This window comes from Nonomuraea fuscirosea (genome assembly GCF_003001935.1).
In the GTDB taxonomy this organism is placed as follows: domain Bacteria; phylum Actinomycetota; class Actinomycetes; order Streptosporangiales; family Streptosporangiaceae; genus Nonomuraea; species Nonomuraea fuscirosea.
The window spans coordinates 348623-363978 of the sequence record NZ_PVNG01000012.1 but is presented as its reverse complement, the minus strand read 5'-3'; the positions used below and the strand labels follow the sequence as shown (position 1 = coordinate 363978).

Annotated in this window: 17 protein-coding genes and 1 tRNA gene; 13 read left to right on the top strand and 5 right to left on the bottom strand. The window is 71.1% G+C overall.

The window, feature by feature from the left end; translation table 11 throughout:
• Positions 1–99: 99 nt before the first annotated feature.
• Positions 100–173 (bottom strand) — tRNA-Pro (locus B0I32_RS28245).
• 94 nt (positions 174–267) lie between these two features.
• Between B0I32_RS28245 and B0I32_RS28240 the strand changes: the two genes are divergently transcribed.
• The 4 genes from B0I32_RS28240 (at position 268) to B0I32_RS28225 (ending at position 2395) form a co-directional block, all read left to right on the top strand.
• Positions 268–693, top strand: a complete 426-nt coding sequence (locus B0I32_RS28240) for a helix-turn-helix domain-containing protein (RefSeq protein ID WP_106244861.1) — start codon at positions 268–270, stop codon at positions 691–693.
• A gap of 68 nt (positions 694–761) precedes the next feature.
• On the top strand, positions 762–1313 hold the full coding sequence (locus tag B0I32_RS28235; RefSeq protein ID WP_181307860.1) for a hypothetical protein: 552 nt from the start codon (positions 762–764) through the stop codon (positions 1311–1313).
• 113 nt (positions 1314–1426) lie between these two features.
• Positions 1427–2188, top strand: a complete 762-nt coding sequence (locus B0I32_RS28230; RefSeq protein ID WP_146178344.1) for a hypothetical protein — start codon at positions 1427–1429, stop codon at positions 2186–2188.
• Between the two features lie 6 nt (positions 2189–2194).
• The gene (locus B0I32_RS28225) at positions 2195–2395 is read left to right on the top strand and encodes a hypothetical protein (RefSeq protein WP_106244858.1); all 201 of its coding nucleotides are present in this window, start codon (positions 2195–2197) and stop codon (positions 2393–2395) included.
• A gap of 103 nt (positions 2396–2498) precedes the next feature.
• Here B0I32_RS28225 and B0I32_RS28220 read toward each other — a convergent pair whose 3' ends face one another.
• Both B0I32_RS28220 and B0I32_RS28215 read right to left on the bottom strand, forming a co-directional pair.
• Positions 2499–2912 (bottom strand): ATP-binding protein, encoded by a 414-nt coding sequence (locus tag B0I32_RS28220; RefSeq protein ID WP_106244856.1) that lies wholly within the window; start codon positions 2910–2912, stop codon positions 2499–2501.
• A 16-nt stretch (positions 2913–2928) separates the two neighbouring features.
• Positions 2929–3699, bottom strand: a complete 771-nt coding sequence (locus B0I32_RS28215) for a SigB/SigF/SigG family RNA polymerase sigma factor (RefSeq protein ID WP_106244855.1) — start codon at positions 3697–3699, stop codon at positions 2929–2931.
• Between the two features lie 175 nt (positions 3700–3874).
• Here B0I32_RS28215 and B0I32_RS28210 point away from each other — a divergent pair, with 175 nt between their 5' ends.
• Positions 3875–4231 (top strand): STAS domain-containing protein, encoded by a 357-nt coding sequence (locus B0I32_RS28210; protein WP_106244853.1) that lies wholly within the window; start codon positions 3875–3877, stop codon positions 4229–4231.
• Positions 4232–4244: 13 nt separating this feature from the next.
• Here the strand turns inward: B0I32_RS28210 and B0I32_RS28205 are convergent, their stop codons facing one another.
• On the bottom strand, positions 4245–4964 hold the full coding sequence (locus B0I32_RS28205; protein WP_106244851.1) for a GAF and ANTAR domain-containing protein: 720 nt from the start codon (positions 4962–4964) through the stop codon (positions 4245–4247).
• Positions 4965–5022: 58 nt separating this feature from the next.
• Between B0I32_RS28205 and B0I32_RS28200 the strand changes: the two genes are divergently transcribed.
• The 6 genes from B0I32_RS28200 to B0I32_RS28170 all read left to right on the top strand — a co-directional run bounded on the left by B0I32_RS28200 (position 5023) and on the right by B0I32_RS28170 (position 11554).
• Positions 5023–6855, top strand: a complete 1833-nt coding sequence (locus B0I32_RS28200; protein WP_245956074.1) for a PP2C family protein-serine/threonine phosphatase — start codon at positions 5023–5025, stop codon at positions 6853–6855.
• Between the two features lie 107 nt (positions 6856–6962).
• Positions 6963–8066 (top strand): glycosyltransferase, encoded by a 1104-nt coding sequence (locus B0I32_RS28195; RefSeq protein WP_106244847.1) that lies wholly within the window; start codon positions 6963–6965, stop codon positions 8064–8066.
• A gap of 139 nt (positions 8067–8205) precedes the next feature.
• Complete coding sequence (locus B0I32_RS28190; RefSeq protein WP_181307858.1) at positions 8206–8937, top strand: glycoside hydrolase family 16 protein; 732 nt, start codon at positions 8206–8208, stop codon at positions 8935–8937.
• Positions 8938–9013: 76 nt separating this feature from the next.
• Entirely contained in the window at positions 9014–9868 is an 855-nt protein-coding gene (gene lgt, locus B0I32_RS28185; protein ID WP_106244844.1) for a prolipoprotein diacylglyceryl transferase, read from the top strand.
• 314 nt (positions 9869–10182) lie between these two features.
• Positions 10183–10590: a hypothetical protein gene (locus B0I32_RS28175; protein ID WP_106244842.1), complete on the top strand. Its 408-nt coding sequence runs from the start codon at positions 10183–10185 to the stop codon at positions 10588–10590.
• Positions 10591–10678: 88 nt separating this feature from the next.
• A complete protein-coding gene (locus B0I32_RS28170; protein ID WP_106244951.1) occupies positions 10679–11554 on the top strand; it encodes an alpha/beta fold hydrolase in 876 nt (291 codons plus the stop codon).
• A 4-nt stretch (positions 11555–11558) separates the two neighbouring features.
• On the opposite strand, the gene B0I32_RS28165 is transcribed toward B0I32_RS28170, so the two are convergent.
• A complete protein-coding gene (locus B0I32_RS28165) occupies positions 11559–12716 on the bottom strand; it encodes a PucR family transcriptional regulator (protein WP_106244840.1) in 1158 nt (385 codons plus the stop codon).
• A 77-nt stretch (positions 12717–12793) separates the two neighbouring features.
• On the opposite strand from B0I32_RS28165, the gene B0I32_RS28160 reads away from it, so the two are divergent.
• The gene (locus B0I32_RS28160; protein WP_106244838.1) at positions 12794–13711 is read left to right on the top strand and encodes a proline dehydrogenase family protein; all 918 of its coding nucleotides are present in this window, start codon (positions 12794–12796) and stop codon (positions 13709–13711) included.
• Positions 13712–15337 (top strand): L-glutamate gamma-semialdehyde dehydrogenase, encoded by a 1626-nt coding sequence (pruA, locus tag B0I32_RS28155; RefSeq protein WP_106244836.1) that lies wholly within the window; start codon positions 13712–13714, stop codon positions 15335–15337.
• Positions 15338–15356: the final 19 nt, after the last annotated feature.

The following is a 15356-nucleotide window of genomic DNA, read 5'->3' as shown; positions in this document are numbered from 1 at the left end:
ACCCCACCCGCGACTACCAACCTCAGGCAAACCCCAACACGACGAAACCCCCGAACCCGTAGGTTCGAGGGTTTCCGATGTCGTGCGACATCACAACCGTCGGGACGACAGGATTTGAACCTGCGACCCCTTGACCCCCAGTCAAGTGCGCTACCAAGCTGCGCTACGTCCCGGTTGTGTCGGCCGCCCCCTGCGGGGCGGGACGTCATAACCTTAGCGCACATCGGAGGTGTACGCGTACACGGAGAGCGGGAGCGAGGGGGTCAGGTGGGGCGTAAGGCGACCATCGATCGCAAGGAGCTGGCCAGGCTCGTCGCCGAGGGCAGGAGTGTGCAGGAGCTGGCCGCTCACTTCGGGGTGAGTGAGTCGGGGGTGCTGCAGGCCAAGCGGGCCGCGGGGCTGGCCAAGCCGATGATGGACCACAGTGCCGCCCTGCCGTGGAAGCTGGCCCGTGAGCACTCCCAGTCCGGGCCGGCCACGAATCTGCGGAATCTGTCGGCGGCGGCGCAGGGCAGGCCGCCGGCGGCTGAGCGGTTGAACACCGCGCTGCGGTGGGCCGAGCGGCTGGTGGAGGCGGGGCTCGACGTCCGGTACGACCCCGCCGGCGGGTTCAGTGAGGTGGCCGCAGGGGAGGGCGGGTCGCACGTGGCGTCGGTGCTGGCGGCGGCCAGGAAAGCGCTCGACGACCGCTGAATCAGGCGTTTCGACACGCCGTCGGCGGGCAGTCGCTGGTCTCAACACATAGACCGGAGGCGAACATCATGACCACCTGGGCATGGGTGGCCGTCGTCGTGGTCGCGGTGCTGGCGCTCGCCGCAGTGGCTTATTTCGTGCTGCAGCAACAGAAGCGCCGCTCCCATCTCCGCGAACGCTTCGGCCCTGAGTACGAACGCATAGTCGCCGAGCATGACAACAACCGCCGGGAGGCCGAGCAGGAGTTGCTCGACCGGGAGCAGCGGCATTCGGAACTCGATATCAAGCCCCTGTCGGAGGAGTCGCGCGACTCCTACGCCGCCCGGTGGACCGAGGTCCAGGAACGCTTCGTGGACGCCCCCGGCTTTGCGGTCACCGAGGCCGATCAGCTGGTCACCTCGGTCATGGCGGATCGGGGTTACCCGACGGAGGACTTCGAGCAGCGCGTCTCCCATCTGTCGGTGGGTCACGCGGCGACGCTCGACCACTACAGGACCGCGCACGAGATCAGCGGGCGGGCCGCCAGGAAGGAGGCCTCCACGGAGGATCTCCGCCAGGCCATGGTCCACTACCGCGCGCTGTTCGAGGAGCTGCTGCACGAGACCAGCCAAGGACGGTGAAGGATATGAGCAGCGACGAGCTGAAGGTGCCGTCGCAACGCAACGACATCCCCGATGAGCAGCCTGATGAGCGGCCTTACGCAGGGGCCGAGGCAACGGCTGATGAGAAGAGGGTGCACGAGGATCGTCTCGTCGCCGGTGACCCGGATCGGGATCGGTACGAGGACGCGGGGCAGGGCGATCTCTACGGAGACGCGGGTGGCCCCTCCCATGACGCCGCGCGGGACGACTCGGTCGTCGGCGAGCGGGTCGACGACGATGAGCTCGCTCGTAGCGAGGCCGGGACCGATCGGCTGCCGCGGGACGGCGTCCAGGAGGACGTCCCCCTGGCGGGCGGTTCGCGTGATCACGACGCTTACCCCGCCGCCGCTCCCCGAGACGGTGCCGCCCCCGGCGACGAGGACGACGCGTCCTACCGGGACCCGTACGCCAGGACCGGCGGCGACATGCTGGCCGAGCCTGAGCACGCGCACGACGTCGAGCCCGAGCAGGCCGGTCCGGTGGTGCGCGACGGTCAGGCCGCCCCCGGCGAGGTCCCGGCGCATGCCGCCCCCGAGGAGATCGTGCTGTTCGAGCAGGACCCCACGCAGGTGCAGGCCCGCTGGCGCGACCTGCAGGCGTCGTTCGTGGACGATCCCGGCGAGGCGGTCCAGCGTGCGGACGGGCTGGTCGGCGAGGTCGTGGACGCGCTGACCAGCGCGCTGAACGACCGGACGGGCGCCCTGCGCGACCGCTGGAAGGACGCGGGCGGTGGCGACACCGAGCAGTTGCGGCTGGCGCTGCGCGAGTACAGGACCGTTCTGGAGCGGCTGCTCGCGCTCTCCGGCCAGCCCTCGGGGCAGTCCACGCCCGCTTCGAGTGAGGGAATGAGGTGACATGACATGCTCGCGGTTGTCGCAGCGATCGTCTTCGGGCTGGGCTTCCTGCTCGACCTGATCGGCGTGCGGATTCCCGGCGGGTTCTCCGGCATGACGTTCGTCCTGCTGGGGCTCACCCTGCTGGCCCTGCATCAGGCAGGCGTCGGTACGGCCAGCATCCGCACCGGATACAGCAACTGGCGCGGCGGCAGGGCCCGCCGATGACCTACAGGCCGGCCCCGTAGGCCGGTGGAAGACAGTGCGCCGTCCCCCCATCACTGGGCGGGGGCGGCGCGTTGCCATGTGGCCGCTTCGAGCGAACGGCCGGTCAGGCCTTGCCGGGGAAGCGCATGATGACCGTGCTGCCGCCGTTGCCCACCCGCAGCGTCAGATCGGAGGAGAGCAGGCGGGCCACCCACAGCCCCATCCCGCCCACCGCGCCGGGCATCGGCCCCGGTTTCCAGGTGCCCTCGTCGTGCACCTCCACGACCAGATCCCCGCCGGTCACCCAGGTGCGCAGGGCGGCCCGGTCGGCGCCGTGGGTGACGGCGTTGGTCGCGACCTCGTTGACGGCGATGACGAAGTCGCCGATGGCCTCTTCCGGCATGCCGGCGGCGCGGGCCTCGTCCTCGGCGAACTGCCGGACCTGGGGCAGGTCCGGCAGCCGGAAGTCGAGGTCTTTCACGGGCGCGCCGGGTGGCGGGCTCGTGTGGCCCGACTGAGGCTCGACGTCCTCGTTCACCCGGCGACCGTCCTTGTCAGCCGACCAGCTCGGTGCGCAGCTGGTCGAGAACCTTGCGGAGAATACGTGAGACATGCATCTGTGAGATCCCGAACTCGGCCGCGATCTCGGCCTGGGTCATGTTGCCGAAGAAGCGCAGCAACAGGATGTGCTTCTCGCGGGAGGGTAGCGCGTCGATGAGCGGTTTGACGGCTTCCCTGTCGACCATGTTGCTCAGCGTATCGTCGTCCTCGGGGATGACGTCGCCCAGTGAGGCGGCGTCGTCGTCGGTGCCGAGGGGCGCGTCGAGCGACAGGGTGCTGTACGCGGCGGAGGCGTCGAGCGTGAGCAGGACGTCCTCCTCGGTGATGTTCATCTTGGCGGCCAGCTCCGCCACGGTCGGGGACCGGCCGAGGTCCTGGCTGAGGTCGGCGACGAGGCGGTTGAGCTCGGAGCGCCGCTCCTGGTAGAGGCGGGGCACCCGGATGGCCCAGGTGCGGTCGCGGAAGTGACGCTTGACCTCGCCGGTCATCGTGACGACGGCGTAGCCCCTGAAGGCGTGCCCCAGGGTCGGATCGAAGCCGTTGACGGCTTTCATCAGGCCAACATACGCGGCCTGGAGGAGATCCTCCAAAGGTTCGCCCCGGTAGCGGTAGCGCCGGGCGATCTCCATGGCGAGCGGCCGGTGCATCTCGACGATGCGCTCACGCAGGCGCTCCCTCTGACTGCCGGGCGTGTCTTCCCTGACCATCTCGGCTAGGAGCTCTTCTGCGGTCATCTCCTCGAGGATGTATTCCTGCACAGCCATCGCTGCTCCTCATATGGGTCGCAGGCGGGCCGCAACATGCGAAAAAGCCCATGCAGAGGCACGCCTCGCTCGACTCTCGAGACCGAAGCCCTCTGCTGGACTTCGGATCCAGTATCCCCCATCTCGCGGGAAGTATTCCTCGATCGCGCGGTGACAGTAGGGTTGCCCCGTGACAATGCCGGAGAACGGCGGGGAGCCTGTGGCGGCCCTCAGCCTGACGTCGTCGACCGTGGACGAGATCACCGTGATCAGGGTCGACGGCGTGCTCGACGCCACGACACGCGCGCAGTTCGCCGACTATCTCGTGATGGCGGGCGCCGACCTGATCCTCGATCTGGCCGGGGTGACGTTCATGGATTCGCGCGCACTCGGGCTGATCGTTCATCACTGGCAGACGAGCCTGGCGTCGGGCGCCAAGTTCGCGCTGATCGGAGTCGAATACTCCAAGTCTAAGGTGATGTGGATCACCGGGCTGGCGCAGCGCCTGCCGCTCTACGACACCCTGGACGACGCACTCGCCGCCATCAAATAACGCCGGCGGGCTGTCAGCGTTTGGCCGACTTGCGCTGGTGCTCGTCGACCAGGAGCCGGGCCAGGTCGGCCACCTTGACCTGGTGGTGCTGGGAGATGCGGCGCAACTCCTCGAACGCGGCCTCGGCGCTGCATCCACTGGTCTGCATGATGATGCCCTTGGCCTGGTCGATCACGGAGCGCCCGGCGAGGGCCTCCTGGAGCTGCGCGGCGTCGGTGCGCACCTCCTCGAACTCCGACATGTTGGCCATGGCCACGCCGAGCTGCTCGGTCAGCATGTCGGCCAGGGAGTGGGCGCCCTGGGGCGAGAACGCGCCAGGCCGGACGGAGTAGAGGCCGACGACGAGCATGGCCGGCGGCGCCTCGATGGGCACGATCAGCACGGAACGCACGCCCCAGCGGGTGGCCAGGGCGTCGTAGCGGGGCCAGCGGGTCTCTTCGAGCACGTCGGTGATGGTGGCGCGGCCACCGCTCTGGCGGGCTTCGAGGGACGGTCCCTCGCCGAGCTGGCGTTCGCCCTCGACGAGCATGATGAGCTCGCTGTGGGAGCCCGAGACCATGACGCGGTGGTCGCGCCAGTGCTCGGCGGAGGATCCCGAGCAGCCGGGGACTCCGGCGGTCAACGCCGTGGTGAGTCCGCGCAGCACGCTTTCCGTCGAGGTGTCCTCGCCGAGTCTGCCCAGGGTGGCGAGGTCGCGGGCGAGTCCGGGGGTGATCATCGCGGTCGATTCCATAGCAACAAGCCTCTACCCCTTATGGCTAGCATTATCCCGAGTGGCGTAGCGTCAGACCATGACCATGCCGGACCTCGAACACGCGCTTGACGCACTGGCCGGGCGCGTCACCTCGTTGCGCGAGGCGAGGGCCGCCTACCCCGCGGACCTGGCGCCCACGCTCGACGCCGCGCTCGCCGAGCTCGACACCGCCGCCGAGCTGCTGGCCGAGGCGCGCGAAGAGCTGCGCAAGGCCCCCAAGCGGGCGGGAAGCAAGAAGGACGGGACCCAGCGCGAGCTGAAGCTGCTGCGCCAGGTGTTCCGCGCCTTCCCCGTGCCCGTCGTCGTGCTCGACGGCGGCGGCGTCGTCCGGCGGATCAATCCGGAGACCTCGCGGGTGCTGGGCAGCCCGGACGGCTACCTGGTGGGCCGCTCGTTCCCGCTGCTGGTGGACGTGTCGCGGCGGGCGGCGTTCCGCTCGCACCTGACGTCGGTGCTGCAGACGGGGCAGCCGGCGGCGTTCGAGACGCGGCTGGCGCATCAGGGGCGTACGCACACCGTGCAGATCGCGCTGACCAGGCTGACGATGCCGGGCGAGCCGCAGCAGATGGTCGCGGCGGTGGCCCTGCCGACGGAGGTGCAGCTGCCCGAGCCGGGCGTGCGCCGGGCCGAGCAGACCGACGGCGCGCTGCTGCTGGCCACGGCCAAGCGGCAGGACCTGCTGGTCAAGATCGCCAGGCTGCTGCTGGACGAGGAGGCGCTGCTGCGCCCGGTGGCGCTGCAGCGGGCGACGCGGCTGCTGGCGGCGGAGTGGGCCGACTGGGTGATCGCCGACATGGTGCGTGACGGGGTGCCGCGCCGGTCGGTCGTCATGGCGCCCAAGAACCATCCGCTGGGCGAGCTGGTACGGCGGGTGGAGACCGCCGATCCGGCGACCAGCCAGGTCGTGCTGCAGGTGTTGGAGCGCGGCTCCGGCGTGGTGCTGGAGATGGTGGACGACGAGACGCTGCTCGGCTTCAGCGCCGAGGGGCCGCTGCTGACCGTGATGGGCGCGGGCTCGGTGCTGAGCGTGGCCATCGGCCGCTCCGACGGCGTGCTGACGCTCGTCCGCGGGCACGACCGGCCGCCGTTCTCGCTCGCGGATCTGGCCGTCATGCAGGAGGTGGGGCTGCAGATCGGCCTGGCCGTACGCGCTCAGAGCAGTTTCCAGAGCCGTTCGCGGGCCGCGGACGCGCTGTCGGCCAGTGTCGCCCCGCGCAACCTGCCCGACGTGCCCGGCTACGAGGCCGCCGCCGTCTACCACCCGGGGTCGTCGGTCGGCGCCGAGTTCTACGACGTGTTCCCCGTCTCGGGCGGGTGGGGCTTCGCGCTGGGCGGGGCGGCGGGCAAGGGCGAGGAGGCGGCCTCGGTCAGCGCCATGGTGCGCGGCGGGCTGCGCGTGCTCAGCGCCTGGGAGTCCGATCCCGACCTGGTGATGCGCAAGGTCAACGAGGCGCTGGTCGCGCAGGGCACCGGCATGTTCGTGATGGCCGCGGCGGGCTTCGTGAAGGGGCGCCAGATCCGGCTGTCCTCGGCCGGTCACCATCCGGCCGCGCTGCTGCTGCCCGACGGCGGCGTACGGTTCGCGGCCGGCGGCGGCGTGCCGCTGGGCATCGCGCCGGAGGCGGAGACCGGCGTGGAGGTGCTGACGATCTCCCCGGGCGAGACGCTGGTGTTCTACTCGGAGGGCCTGATCTCCTCCAGGAACGAACGCGGCGAGCCGTACGGGGAGGAACGGCTGGCCGACGTGCTCAGCCGATGCGCGGGGCAGGCGCCGTCGACCGTGGTCAAGGCGGTGGAGGCGGACCGGCACGCGTTCTCGGGCGGCCAGGTATGGGATGAGATCGTGGTGTTCGCCCTCAGAGGTGTCTGATCTGTGGGGGTTTGCGATCGCGGGAAAACTGGGTAAGGTCAGAGACAGAGTAACGACGTGCCTAAGACGCAGGCACACCTTGAAGGCTTTCCACGCTGAGGTGTGCCATGAATATCGCGATCGTCGCTTCCACCAACGGTAACCAGCGCCACCGCATCCTGTCGGTCGCGCGTGAGCTGGGCCGCGATCACCACGTCACCATTTACTCCCGTCGTGACAACGCCGAGGGCAAGCCCAAGACGCGGGTGGCCCCGGGCGTCACCGTGGAGCACATCGACGTGGGCCCGGCCAAGCCGCTCACGAGTGACGACGTGGTCCCCTACCTCAACGAGGTCGGCACCCACCTGTCACGGCGCTGGAGCGAGGACAGGCCCGACGTGATCCACGCCCACTCGTGGACCGGCGGACTGGTCGCCGTGGCGGGCGCCAAGGGCATGGGCGTGCCGGTCACGCAGACGTTCCACGCGGTCGACACCGCGCACAAGGAGCTGGAGCGGGCGCTCGGCCGCCGGGCCAACGCGGTCATCGCGGGGTCGGGCGACGAGGAGTCGGCGCTGATCCGGCTGGGCGTCCCCCGCAACAACATCGCCGTCGTGCCGTACGGCGTGGACACCGAGCGCTTCCAGCGCCGGGGCGCGGTCGCCACGCGCGGGTCGCGCAAGCGCCTGGTGCACGTGGGACCGCTCACGGTCGAGCGGGGCGCGCACACGATCGTGCGGGCGCTGCAGGGTCTCGGCGACGTCGAGCTGGTCATCGCCGGCGGGCCCGAGCCCGACGACCTCGACCAGGACCGGGACGCGCGCCGCCTGCGCGCGCTGGCGGAGCAGCTCGGCGTGGCCGACCGGGTGACGCTGCTCGGCCAGGTCAAGCGGGCCGCCGTGCCGAAGCTGATGCGCAGCGCGGACGCCGTGGTGTCGGTGCCGCGCGAGGCCGGAACGGGCATCGTCGCGCTGGAGGCCATGGCCTGCGGCGTGCCGGTGATCGCCTCCGCCGTGGGCGCGCACATGGACTCCATCATCGACGGCGTCACCGGGCTGCTGGTCCCGCCGGACCGCCCCGCGCGCACCGCGCGGCTGGCCCGAGAGCTGCTGTACGACCCCACGCTGCGCACCGCCCTCGGCTACGCGGGCGCCGACCGGGCCCGCTCGCGTTACTCGTGGGAGCGGGTGAGCCAGGAGCTCGTCCGGGTCTACGAGGCGACCTGCGCCTGACATCGCGTCACCCCCATGGACACCGGCAGGTGGCACCGCCACCTGCCGGCACCATGTCCGGGGCCGTCCGGGCTGACGAAAGTGACAGATGGGACGGTTGGGGTGTTATCTGAGCGAGATCTTTGCTTCGATGGTCCGCATGCCTCAACGCAGCCCGATCGTGGCGGCGGCGATGCTCGCGAGCCTCGCCGTCCTTCCCCAGACCGCGCACGCGCAGACCCCGACGCATACTTCGAGGTGGGGAGCCCCCGTCCTGGTGGAGAACTTCTCCGGCTCCTCGATCGACACCCGAAAATGGATGATCTACCACTCGCCGCGGGCCGAGCGTAACCCCCGCACCGGCCGCGCCTCGACCGTCGCGAACGGCGTGCTGCGCCTCAAGGGCGGCAGGTACGGCGGCAAGGACCTGTCGGGCGGGGTGGCCACCAAGCTAGCGCAGCGGTACGGCCGCTGGGAGGTGCGCTTCAAGGCGGAGGCAGGGGCCGGGTACACGCCGGTGGCGCTGCTGTGGCCGGCCGCGCAGGGCGAGGGCTCCGGCTACGCGGAGGTCGACTTCGCCGAGATCGTGGACCCGAAGCGGCAGGGCGGCGGCATCTTCGTCCACGGCGGCCACGGCCGGGCCAGGAAGGTGCTGCGGGCGGACTTCACTCAATGGCACACGGTGGCGGTGGACTGGCTGCCGGGGCGGCTGACGTTCTGGCTGGACGGAAAGAGGCTCTGGGACTACCGCGGGCCGCACGTCCCCGACGGGCGGAAGATGGGGCTGGCGCTGCAGAACGACGTGGTGTGCGAGCCGAAGTGCCGCGACTCCACGACGCCGCGCACGGTCTCGATGTACGTGGACTGGGTCAAGATCTACCGCGCCCGGTGATCTGAAGCCTGTCGGTTCAGCCGCGATCAGGTCACGGAAAGGCCCGGGGCGGCCGGCGTTCGCTAGCCTCACCGGCATGGTCTTAGCCGCCATTCCCAGCCCTCCCCAAGGGGTGTGGCATCTCGGGTTCCTGCCGATCCGGGCGTACGCGCTGTGTTTCATCGTCGCCATCCTGTTCGGCGCCTGGCTGAGCGACCGCCGCTGGCGCGCCCGCGGCGGCGAGAAGGGCACGATCGCCGACATCGCCGTCCCGGGGGTGATCCTGGGGCTGATCGGCGCCCGGCTCTACCACGTCATCGTCGACTGGCAGACCTACTTCGGCCCGCGCGCGGTCAAGGAGCCGTACCAGGCGCTGTTCATCTGGGAGGGCGGGCTCGGCATCTGGGGCGCGGTCATCCTGGGCGGTGTGGGCGTGGCGCTGGCCTGCCGCCGCCGGGGCATCTCCGTCGGCGCCATGGCCGACGCGGTCGCGCCCGGCATCGCGTTCGGGCAGGCGATCGCCCGCTGGGGCAACTGGTTCAACCAGGAGTTGTACGGCAGCCCGACCACGCTGCCGTGGGGCCTGGAGATCGACCGGGCGCACGGCGGCGAGCCGGGTGTGCTCTACCACCCGACCTTCCTGTACGAGTCGATCTGGGACGCGGCACTCGGCTTCGCCCTGATCCTGGCGGGACGGCGGTTCGCGCTGCACCACGGCCGGCTGTTCGCCCTCTATGTCGCCGGTTACACGTTCGGGCGCTTCTGGATCGAGGGGTTGCGCATCGATCCGGTGGGCGGGGTGGACCACGCGGTGGAGTTCCTCGGGCTGCGGGTCAACCAGTGGACGTCGATCGTGCTGTTCGCCGGGGCGCTGGTCTACCTCTGGGTACGGCGCCGCGCGGACGACGAGGAGATCGTGGCGCCCGCGGCGCGGCCCGTCCATACGTCCTGAGGCAGGAGAACGCCCCGGCTGCTTCCCCACAGCCGGGGCGCCTCGGTGGGGTGGGCAATCGATCCCTACGGACTCCTACCCATTCTGTCCGCATTGTATGTATTTGTCCGTTTTGATGTGCTTCCACGGATTTCGAAGCGTGGGCATGAGGCGCGGCGGTGGCGATAGCATCTGGCGCCATGCATCCGCCCCAGCCGCCGTACGGACCACCACCAGGACCGCCATACGGACCACCGTCAGGGCCACCTGGGCCACCTGGGCCACTGCCAGGGCCGCACTCGGGACCGTGGAGTCACGGTCAGCCGCCCCCGCCGATGCCCCAGGGGCCGCAGGCGCAGCTCGTCCTCGACATCCAGCGGCACTGGCTCGGCTTCATGCTGTCCATGATCACACCCACCGTCGTCGTCGACGGGCGCCCGATGCCCGGCCGGTGGGGTCGCAACGCCATCGTGCTGCCTCCCGGCCGGCACCACCTGCACGTCCATCTGCCGTACCTGCTGCCCTCGCAGATCGGCCCGGCGGACCTGACGATCTGGCTGCAGCCCGGCATGTCGCTCGACGTCGAGTACCGCGCACCCATGTGGGCCTACTCCCGCGGCGCGCTCGGCCCCCCGCCTCAGCAGTGGAACGGGATGGGCATCACGATCGCCCTCATGGCGATCCCGCTCGGCCTGCTGGCGTTCCTGTTCCTGCTGATCATCGGGTCGGTGCTGTGGGCCTGAACACGGTCTGAGGGCATGATGGGTCACCTCGCCGATGAGTTTCACCGCGCCCGCCGGTCTGCATATCGTCATCGAGAAGGAGCGACCCATGACCGACCCCAAGACCCACACCATCGAGGTGCCGGGAGCGACCCTCCACTACGACGTGCGCGAGCCCGAGTCCGGCTCCGGCCGGCCGGTGCTGCTGATGATCGGCTCGCCGATGGACGCGACCGGCTTCACCACCCTGGCCGGGCACTTCCAGGACCGCACGGTGGTGACGTACGACCCGCGCGGCATCGGGCGCAGCACCCGCACCGACGGGCTCGTCGAGTCGACGCCCGACCTGCACGCCGACGACCTGCACCGGCTGATCGGCGCGCTCGGCGCCGGGCCGGTGGACATCTTCGCCAGCAGCGGCGGCGCGGTCAACGGGCTGGCGCTGGTCGCCCGGCATCCTGAACAGGTGCGCGTCCTCGTGGCGCACGAGCCGCCCGCGGCCCAGGAGCTGCCCGACCGCGAGCGGGCGCTGGCGGCCATCGCCGACATCCGCGCCACGTACGAGCGCGACGGTTTCGGCGCGGCGATGGCCAAGTTCATCGGCACCTCCGGGTGGCGCGGGGAACTTCCCGCCGACCTGTCCGAGCTGCCCGTCCAGGACCCGGCCGAGCTCGGGATGCCGACGGAGGACGACGGGTCGAGGGAGGACGTGCTGTTCGCGCAGAACCTCATCACCTGTACGCACCACCGGCACGACTTCGAGGCGCTGCGGGCCGCCTCCACCAGGATCGTCGTCGGCGTCGGCGTCGAGTCCGAGGGCGAGATGGCCTGCCGGTCGGCCGTGGCGGTGGCCGGGCGGCTCGGGACGGAGCCGGTGACCTTCCCCAGCAACCACGGCGGCTTCCTCGGGGACGAGTTCGGCATGCCCGGCGACCCCGACGCCTTCGCCGTCACCCTGCGCCGGGTCCTCGACGAGAGCGAGTGACGCCCTACGACGAGGCGTCGGCGCCGCGTAGCCGGGCCGCCTTGAGCCCCAGGTGGACGGCCAGGCGGTCGTCACCGTCCGACAGGTCCCTGTGCGTGAGGCGCTCGGCCTTGCCCAGCCGGTAATAGAGCGTCTGGCGGTGGATGCCGAGCTCGGCGGCGGTCTTCTGCACGTGGCCGCCGCGGTCCAGGTAGACCTCCACGGTCTGGGCCAGCTCGGCGTCCAGCGCCGCCGTCTCCTCGGCCAGCTCGCGCAGGTCCGTCTGGCTCAGCCGGGACAGCAGGCGGTGCACGCCGAGCTCCTCCCAGCGGGCGACGGGGGCGTGGCGGGGGAAGTGCTCGGCGATGCGCAGCGCCTGGCGGGCCTCACGCCAGCTCAGCCAGGCGTCGGCCGGATCGTCCCTGGGCGCGCCGATACCGGCCGCGGTGCCGTACGCGCTCTGCACGGTCTGCGCCACCTCTCCGGCCAGGTGGGCGGGGGCGAGCAGGGCGACCGGCGAGCCGGTGCGGGCCAGGACGCCGCGCGGGAGCGTCCAGAGGGCGGCCACCCGTTCCGGCGACTCGCGTACGGCGATGGCCGCGACCGGGCCGGGGACCTCCAGCGAGGCGCCCGCGCGCACCTCGGGGTCGGGCGACAGCAGCGCGCGCAGGCCGCGCCCGAGGTCCTGCCTGCTCCTGGCCTCCTGGGCGAGCGCGGCGGCGGCCCTGGCGACGAGCGGCGCCACCGCCCGCAGCCTGGCGTCGCTCAGCCCGCCCCGCTCGCCGTGGGGCCTCGGGTCGGCGCGCCCGCCCAGCTCGCCCTGCGGCGACTCCGGGTGCTCAGGGCCGTCGGCCAGCTCGCCCGGGTCCAGCAGCCACAGGTAGCCGTACGTGACGTCGGCGTGGCGCAACGGCCAGCAGACCCTGGCCAGGACCCTGAGCTCGGCGTCGGCGGGGATCCTGACCGGGCCGCCGGCCCGCGCGATGCCGTAGCGCTCGAAGTAGTCGCGCACCTCTCCCGTGGCGCGGCGGCGCAGGATCGACTCCTGGCGGACCGTGTCGATGTCACCGTGCTGCGCCCCGTAGGCGAGCAGCCGGAACGAGCGGTCCTCCAGCGTCGCGGACGCCCCCAGCCGGGCGGCGATCTCGTCGACGATCTCTTGTAGGTCTGCCGTGTTGTGCATTTGTACGACAGCCTGCCACATGCGGCGTTACGCCCGTCGATGGCCCCCGCTGAGCTGCGGTTTCTACACTGGGACACATGCTGGGTCAACTGCTGCTCGCCGCCTCCAGGAGCGGTGCCGTACGCCGTGCCGTGTCGGGTTTCCCGCCCACCAAGAAGGTCGTGGGCCGGTTCGTCGCGGGCGAGAGCGTCGAAGAGGCCCGCAACGCGGTCGAACGCCTGAGTGACGCGAAGCTCGCCGTGACCGTCGACCACCTCGGTGAGGAGACGCTCGACGCGCGGGCCGCCGAGGCGACCGCCGACGCCTACATCACGCTGCTCCAGGCGATCAGGCCGCTCGGGCTCGGATCGCGGGGCGAGGTGTCGGTGAAGCTGTCGGCCGTCGGCCAGCGGCTCGACGACGCCATGGCCCTGGAGCACGCCCGCGAGATCTGCGCCGCCGCGGCGGCCGGCGGCTCGACCGTCACGCTCGACATGGAGGACCACACCACGGTCGACTCCACCCTGTCCATCCTGCGCAAGCTGCGCGAGGACCATCCCGCGACGGGCGTGGCGATCCAGGCGTACCTGTTCCGCAGCGAGCAGGACTGCCGGGACCTGTCCGCGGAGGGCTCGCGGGTGCGGCTGGTCAAGGGCGCCTACCGCGAGCCGGCCTCCGTCGCGCACCAGGGCCGGACGGCCGTGGACAAGGCGTACGTGCGATGCCTGCGGATCCTCATGGCGGGGAAGGGGTACCCCATGGTGGCGACGCACGACGACCGCATGATCGCGATCACGGAGCTGCTCGCCGACCGGTTCGGGCGGGCGATCGGCGACCACGAGTTCCAGATGCTCTACGGCATCAGGACCGACCGGCAGGAGGCCCTGGCGGGGGCCGGCCACACGGTCCGCGTCTACGTCCCGTACGGCGACGACTGGTACGGCTACTTCATGCGCCGCCTGGCGGAGCGCCCCGCCAACGTCGCCTTCTTCCTTCGTGCCCTTGGGGGTAAGTAAATGGATGCCATCAGCAACGTCCCCACGCCGGCCAACGAGCCCGTGCTCGGCTACGCCCCCGGCAGCGCCGAGCGGGCGGCGCTGGAGAACCGCATCAAGGAGCTGGCCGGGGCCTCGATCGACCTGACCATGACCATCGGCGGCGAGCAGCGACAGGGTGGCGGCGCCCGCGTCGACGTCGTGCAGCCGCACAACCACGCCTCCGTCCTGGGCCGTACCAACGACGCTACGGCCCAGGACGTGCAGGACGCCGTCGGCGCCGCGCTGGCGGCGGCGCCCGCGTGGCGGGCCCTGTCGTTCGACGAGCGGGCGGCGATCTTCCTGAAGGCGGCCGACCTGCTGGCGGGCCCGTGGCGGCAGACGCTGAACGCGGCGACCGTGCTGGGCCAGTCGAAGTCGGCGCAGCAGGCGGAGATCGACGCGGCCTGCGAGCTGATCGACTTCTTCCGGTTCAACGTGGCCTACGCCCGCCGCCTCTACGCCGACCAGCCCATCTCGTCGCCCGGCGTGTGGAACCGGATGGAGTACCGGCCGCTCGAAGGCTTCGTGCTGGCCATCACGCCGTTCAACTTCACCGCCATCGCCGGAAACCTGCCGGCCTCGGCGGCGCTGATGGGGAACGTCGTCGTCTGGAAGCCGTCGCCCACCCAGCAGCTCGCCGCGCACCACACGATGCGGCTGCTGGAGGCGGCCGGGCTGCCGCCGGGCGTGATCAACCTGGTCACCGGCAACGGGCAGGCCGTATCCGAGGTGGCGCTCACCCACCCGGCGCTGGCCGGCGTGCACTTCACCGGCTCGACCGCGACGTTCCAGCACCTGTGGGGCACGATCGGCGCGAACATCGCCTCCTACCACGGCTACCCGCGCCTCGTCGGCGAGACCGGCGGCAAGGACTTCGTGCTCGCGCACCCGTCCGCCGACCCGGCGGTGCTCACGACGGCGCTGATCAGGGGCGCGTTCGAGTACCAGGGGCAGAAGTGCTCGGCCGCCTCGCGGGCGTACGTGCCGCGCTCGGTCTGGAACCGCATGCGTGACGACTTCGTCGCCACCGCCGAGTCGCTGACCGTGGGCGACGTGGCCGCCGACCTGTCGACGTTCATGGGCGCGGTCATCGACGCGCGGGCGTTCGCCAAGCACAAGGAGGCGATCGACCGGGCGAAGGCGTCCTCGAACATCGACGTGCTCACCGGCTCCTACGACGACTCCGTCGGCTACTTCGTCAAGCCCACCGTGCTGGAGTGCGCCGACCCGGCCGACGAGCTCTTCGTCAAGGAGTACTTCGGGCCGATCCTCGGCGTGCACGTCTACGACGACGGCGCCTACGACACGGTGCTCGACCAGATGGAGGGCATCGCCCCGTACGCGCTGACCGGCTCGATCATCGCCCAGGACCGCTACGCCATCGCCGCGGCGGCCGAGCGGCTGCGCTTCGCGGCGGGCAACTTCTACGTCAACGACAAGCCGACGGGCGCCGTCGTGGGCCAGCAGCCGTTCGGCGGCGGGCGCGCGTCCGGCACCAACGACAAGGCCGGCTCGATCCTCAACCTGACCCGCTGGGTGAGCGCCCGCGCGATCAAGGAGACGTTCGTGCCGCCGACCGACCACCGTTACCCGCACATGGGTTGATCTCTCCATCACCCATCTC

Bases quoted from the DNA above. Each gene is read 5' to 3' on its own strand.
- B0I32_RS28160 (WP_106244838.1), top strand. From the start codon at position 12,794: ATGCTGGGTCAACTGCTGCTCGCCGCCTCCAGGAGCGGTGCCGTACGC.
- B0I32_RS28195 (WP_106244847.1), top strand. From the start codon at position 6,963: ATGAATATCGCGATCGTCGCTTCCACCAACGGTAACCAGCGCCACCGC.
- pruA (WP_106244836.1), top strand. From the start codon at position 13,712: ATGGATGCCATCAGCAACGTCCCCACGCCGGCCAACGAGCCCGTGCTC.
- B0I32_RS28175 (WP_106244842.1), top strand. From the start codon at position 10,183: ATGCCCCAGGGGCCGCAGGCGCAGCTCGTCCTCGACATCCAGCGGCAC.
- B0I32_RS28235 (WP_181307860.1), top strand. From the start codon at position 762: ATGACCACCTGGGCATGGGTGGCCGTCGTCGTGGTCGCGGTGCTGGCG.
- B0I32_RS28205 (WP_106244851.1), bottom strand. From the start codon at position 4,964: ATGGAATCGACCGCGATGATCACCCCCGGACTCGCCCGCGACCTCGCC.
- B0I32_RS28200 (WP_245956074.1), top strand. From the start codon at position 5,023: ATGACCATGCCGGACCTCGAACACGCGCTTGACGCACTGGCCGGGCGC.
- B0I32_RS28170 (WP_106244951.1), top strand. From the start codon at position 10,679: ATGACCGACCCCAAGACCCACACCATCGAGGTGCCGGGAGCGACCCTC.
- B0I32_RS28225 (WP_106244858.1), top strand. From the start codon at position 2,195: ATGCTCGCGGTTGTCGCAGCGATCGTCTTCGGGCTGGGCTTCCTGCTC.
- B0I32_RS28165 (WP_106244840.1), bottom strand. From the start codon at position 12,716: ATGCACAACACGGCAGACCTACAAGAGATCGTCGACGAGATCGCCGCC.
- B0I32_RS28190 (WP_181307858.1), top strand. From the start codon at position 8,206: ATGCCTCAACGCAGCCCGATCGTGGCGGCGGCGATGCTCGCGAGCCTC.
- lgt (WP_106244844.1), top strand. From the start codon at position 9,014: ATGGTCTTAGCCGCCATTCCCAGCCCTCCCCAAGGGGTGTGGCATCTC.
- B0I32_RS28210 (WP_106244853.1), top strand. From the start codon at position 3,875: ATGCCGGAGAACGGCGGGGAGCCTGTGGCGGCCCTCAGCCTGACGTCG.
- B0I32_RS28215 (WP_106244855.1), bottom strand. From the start codon at position 3,699: ATGGCTGTGCAGGAATACATCCTCGAGGAGATGACCGCAGAAGAGCTC.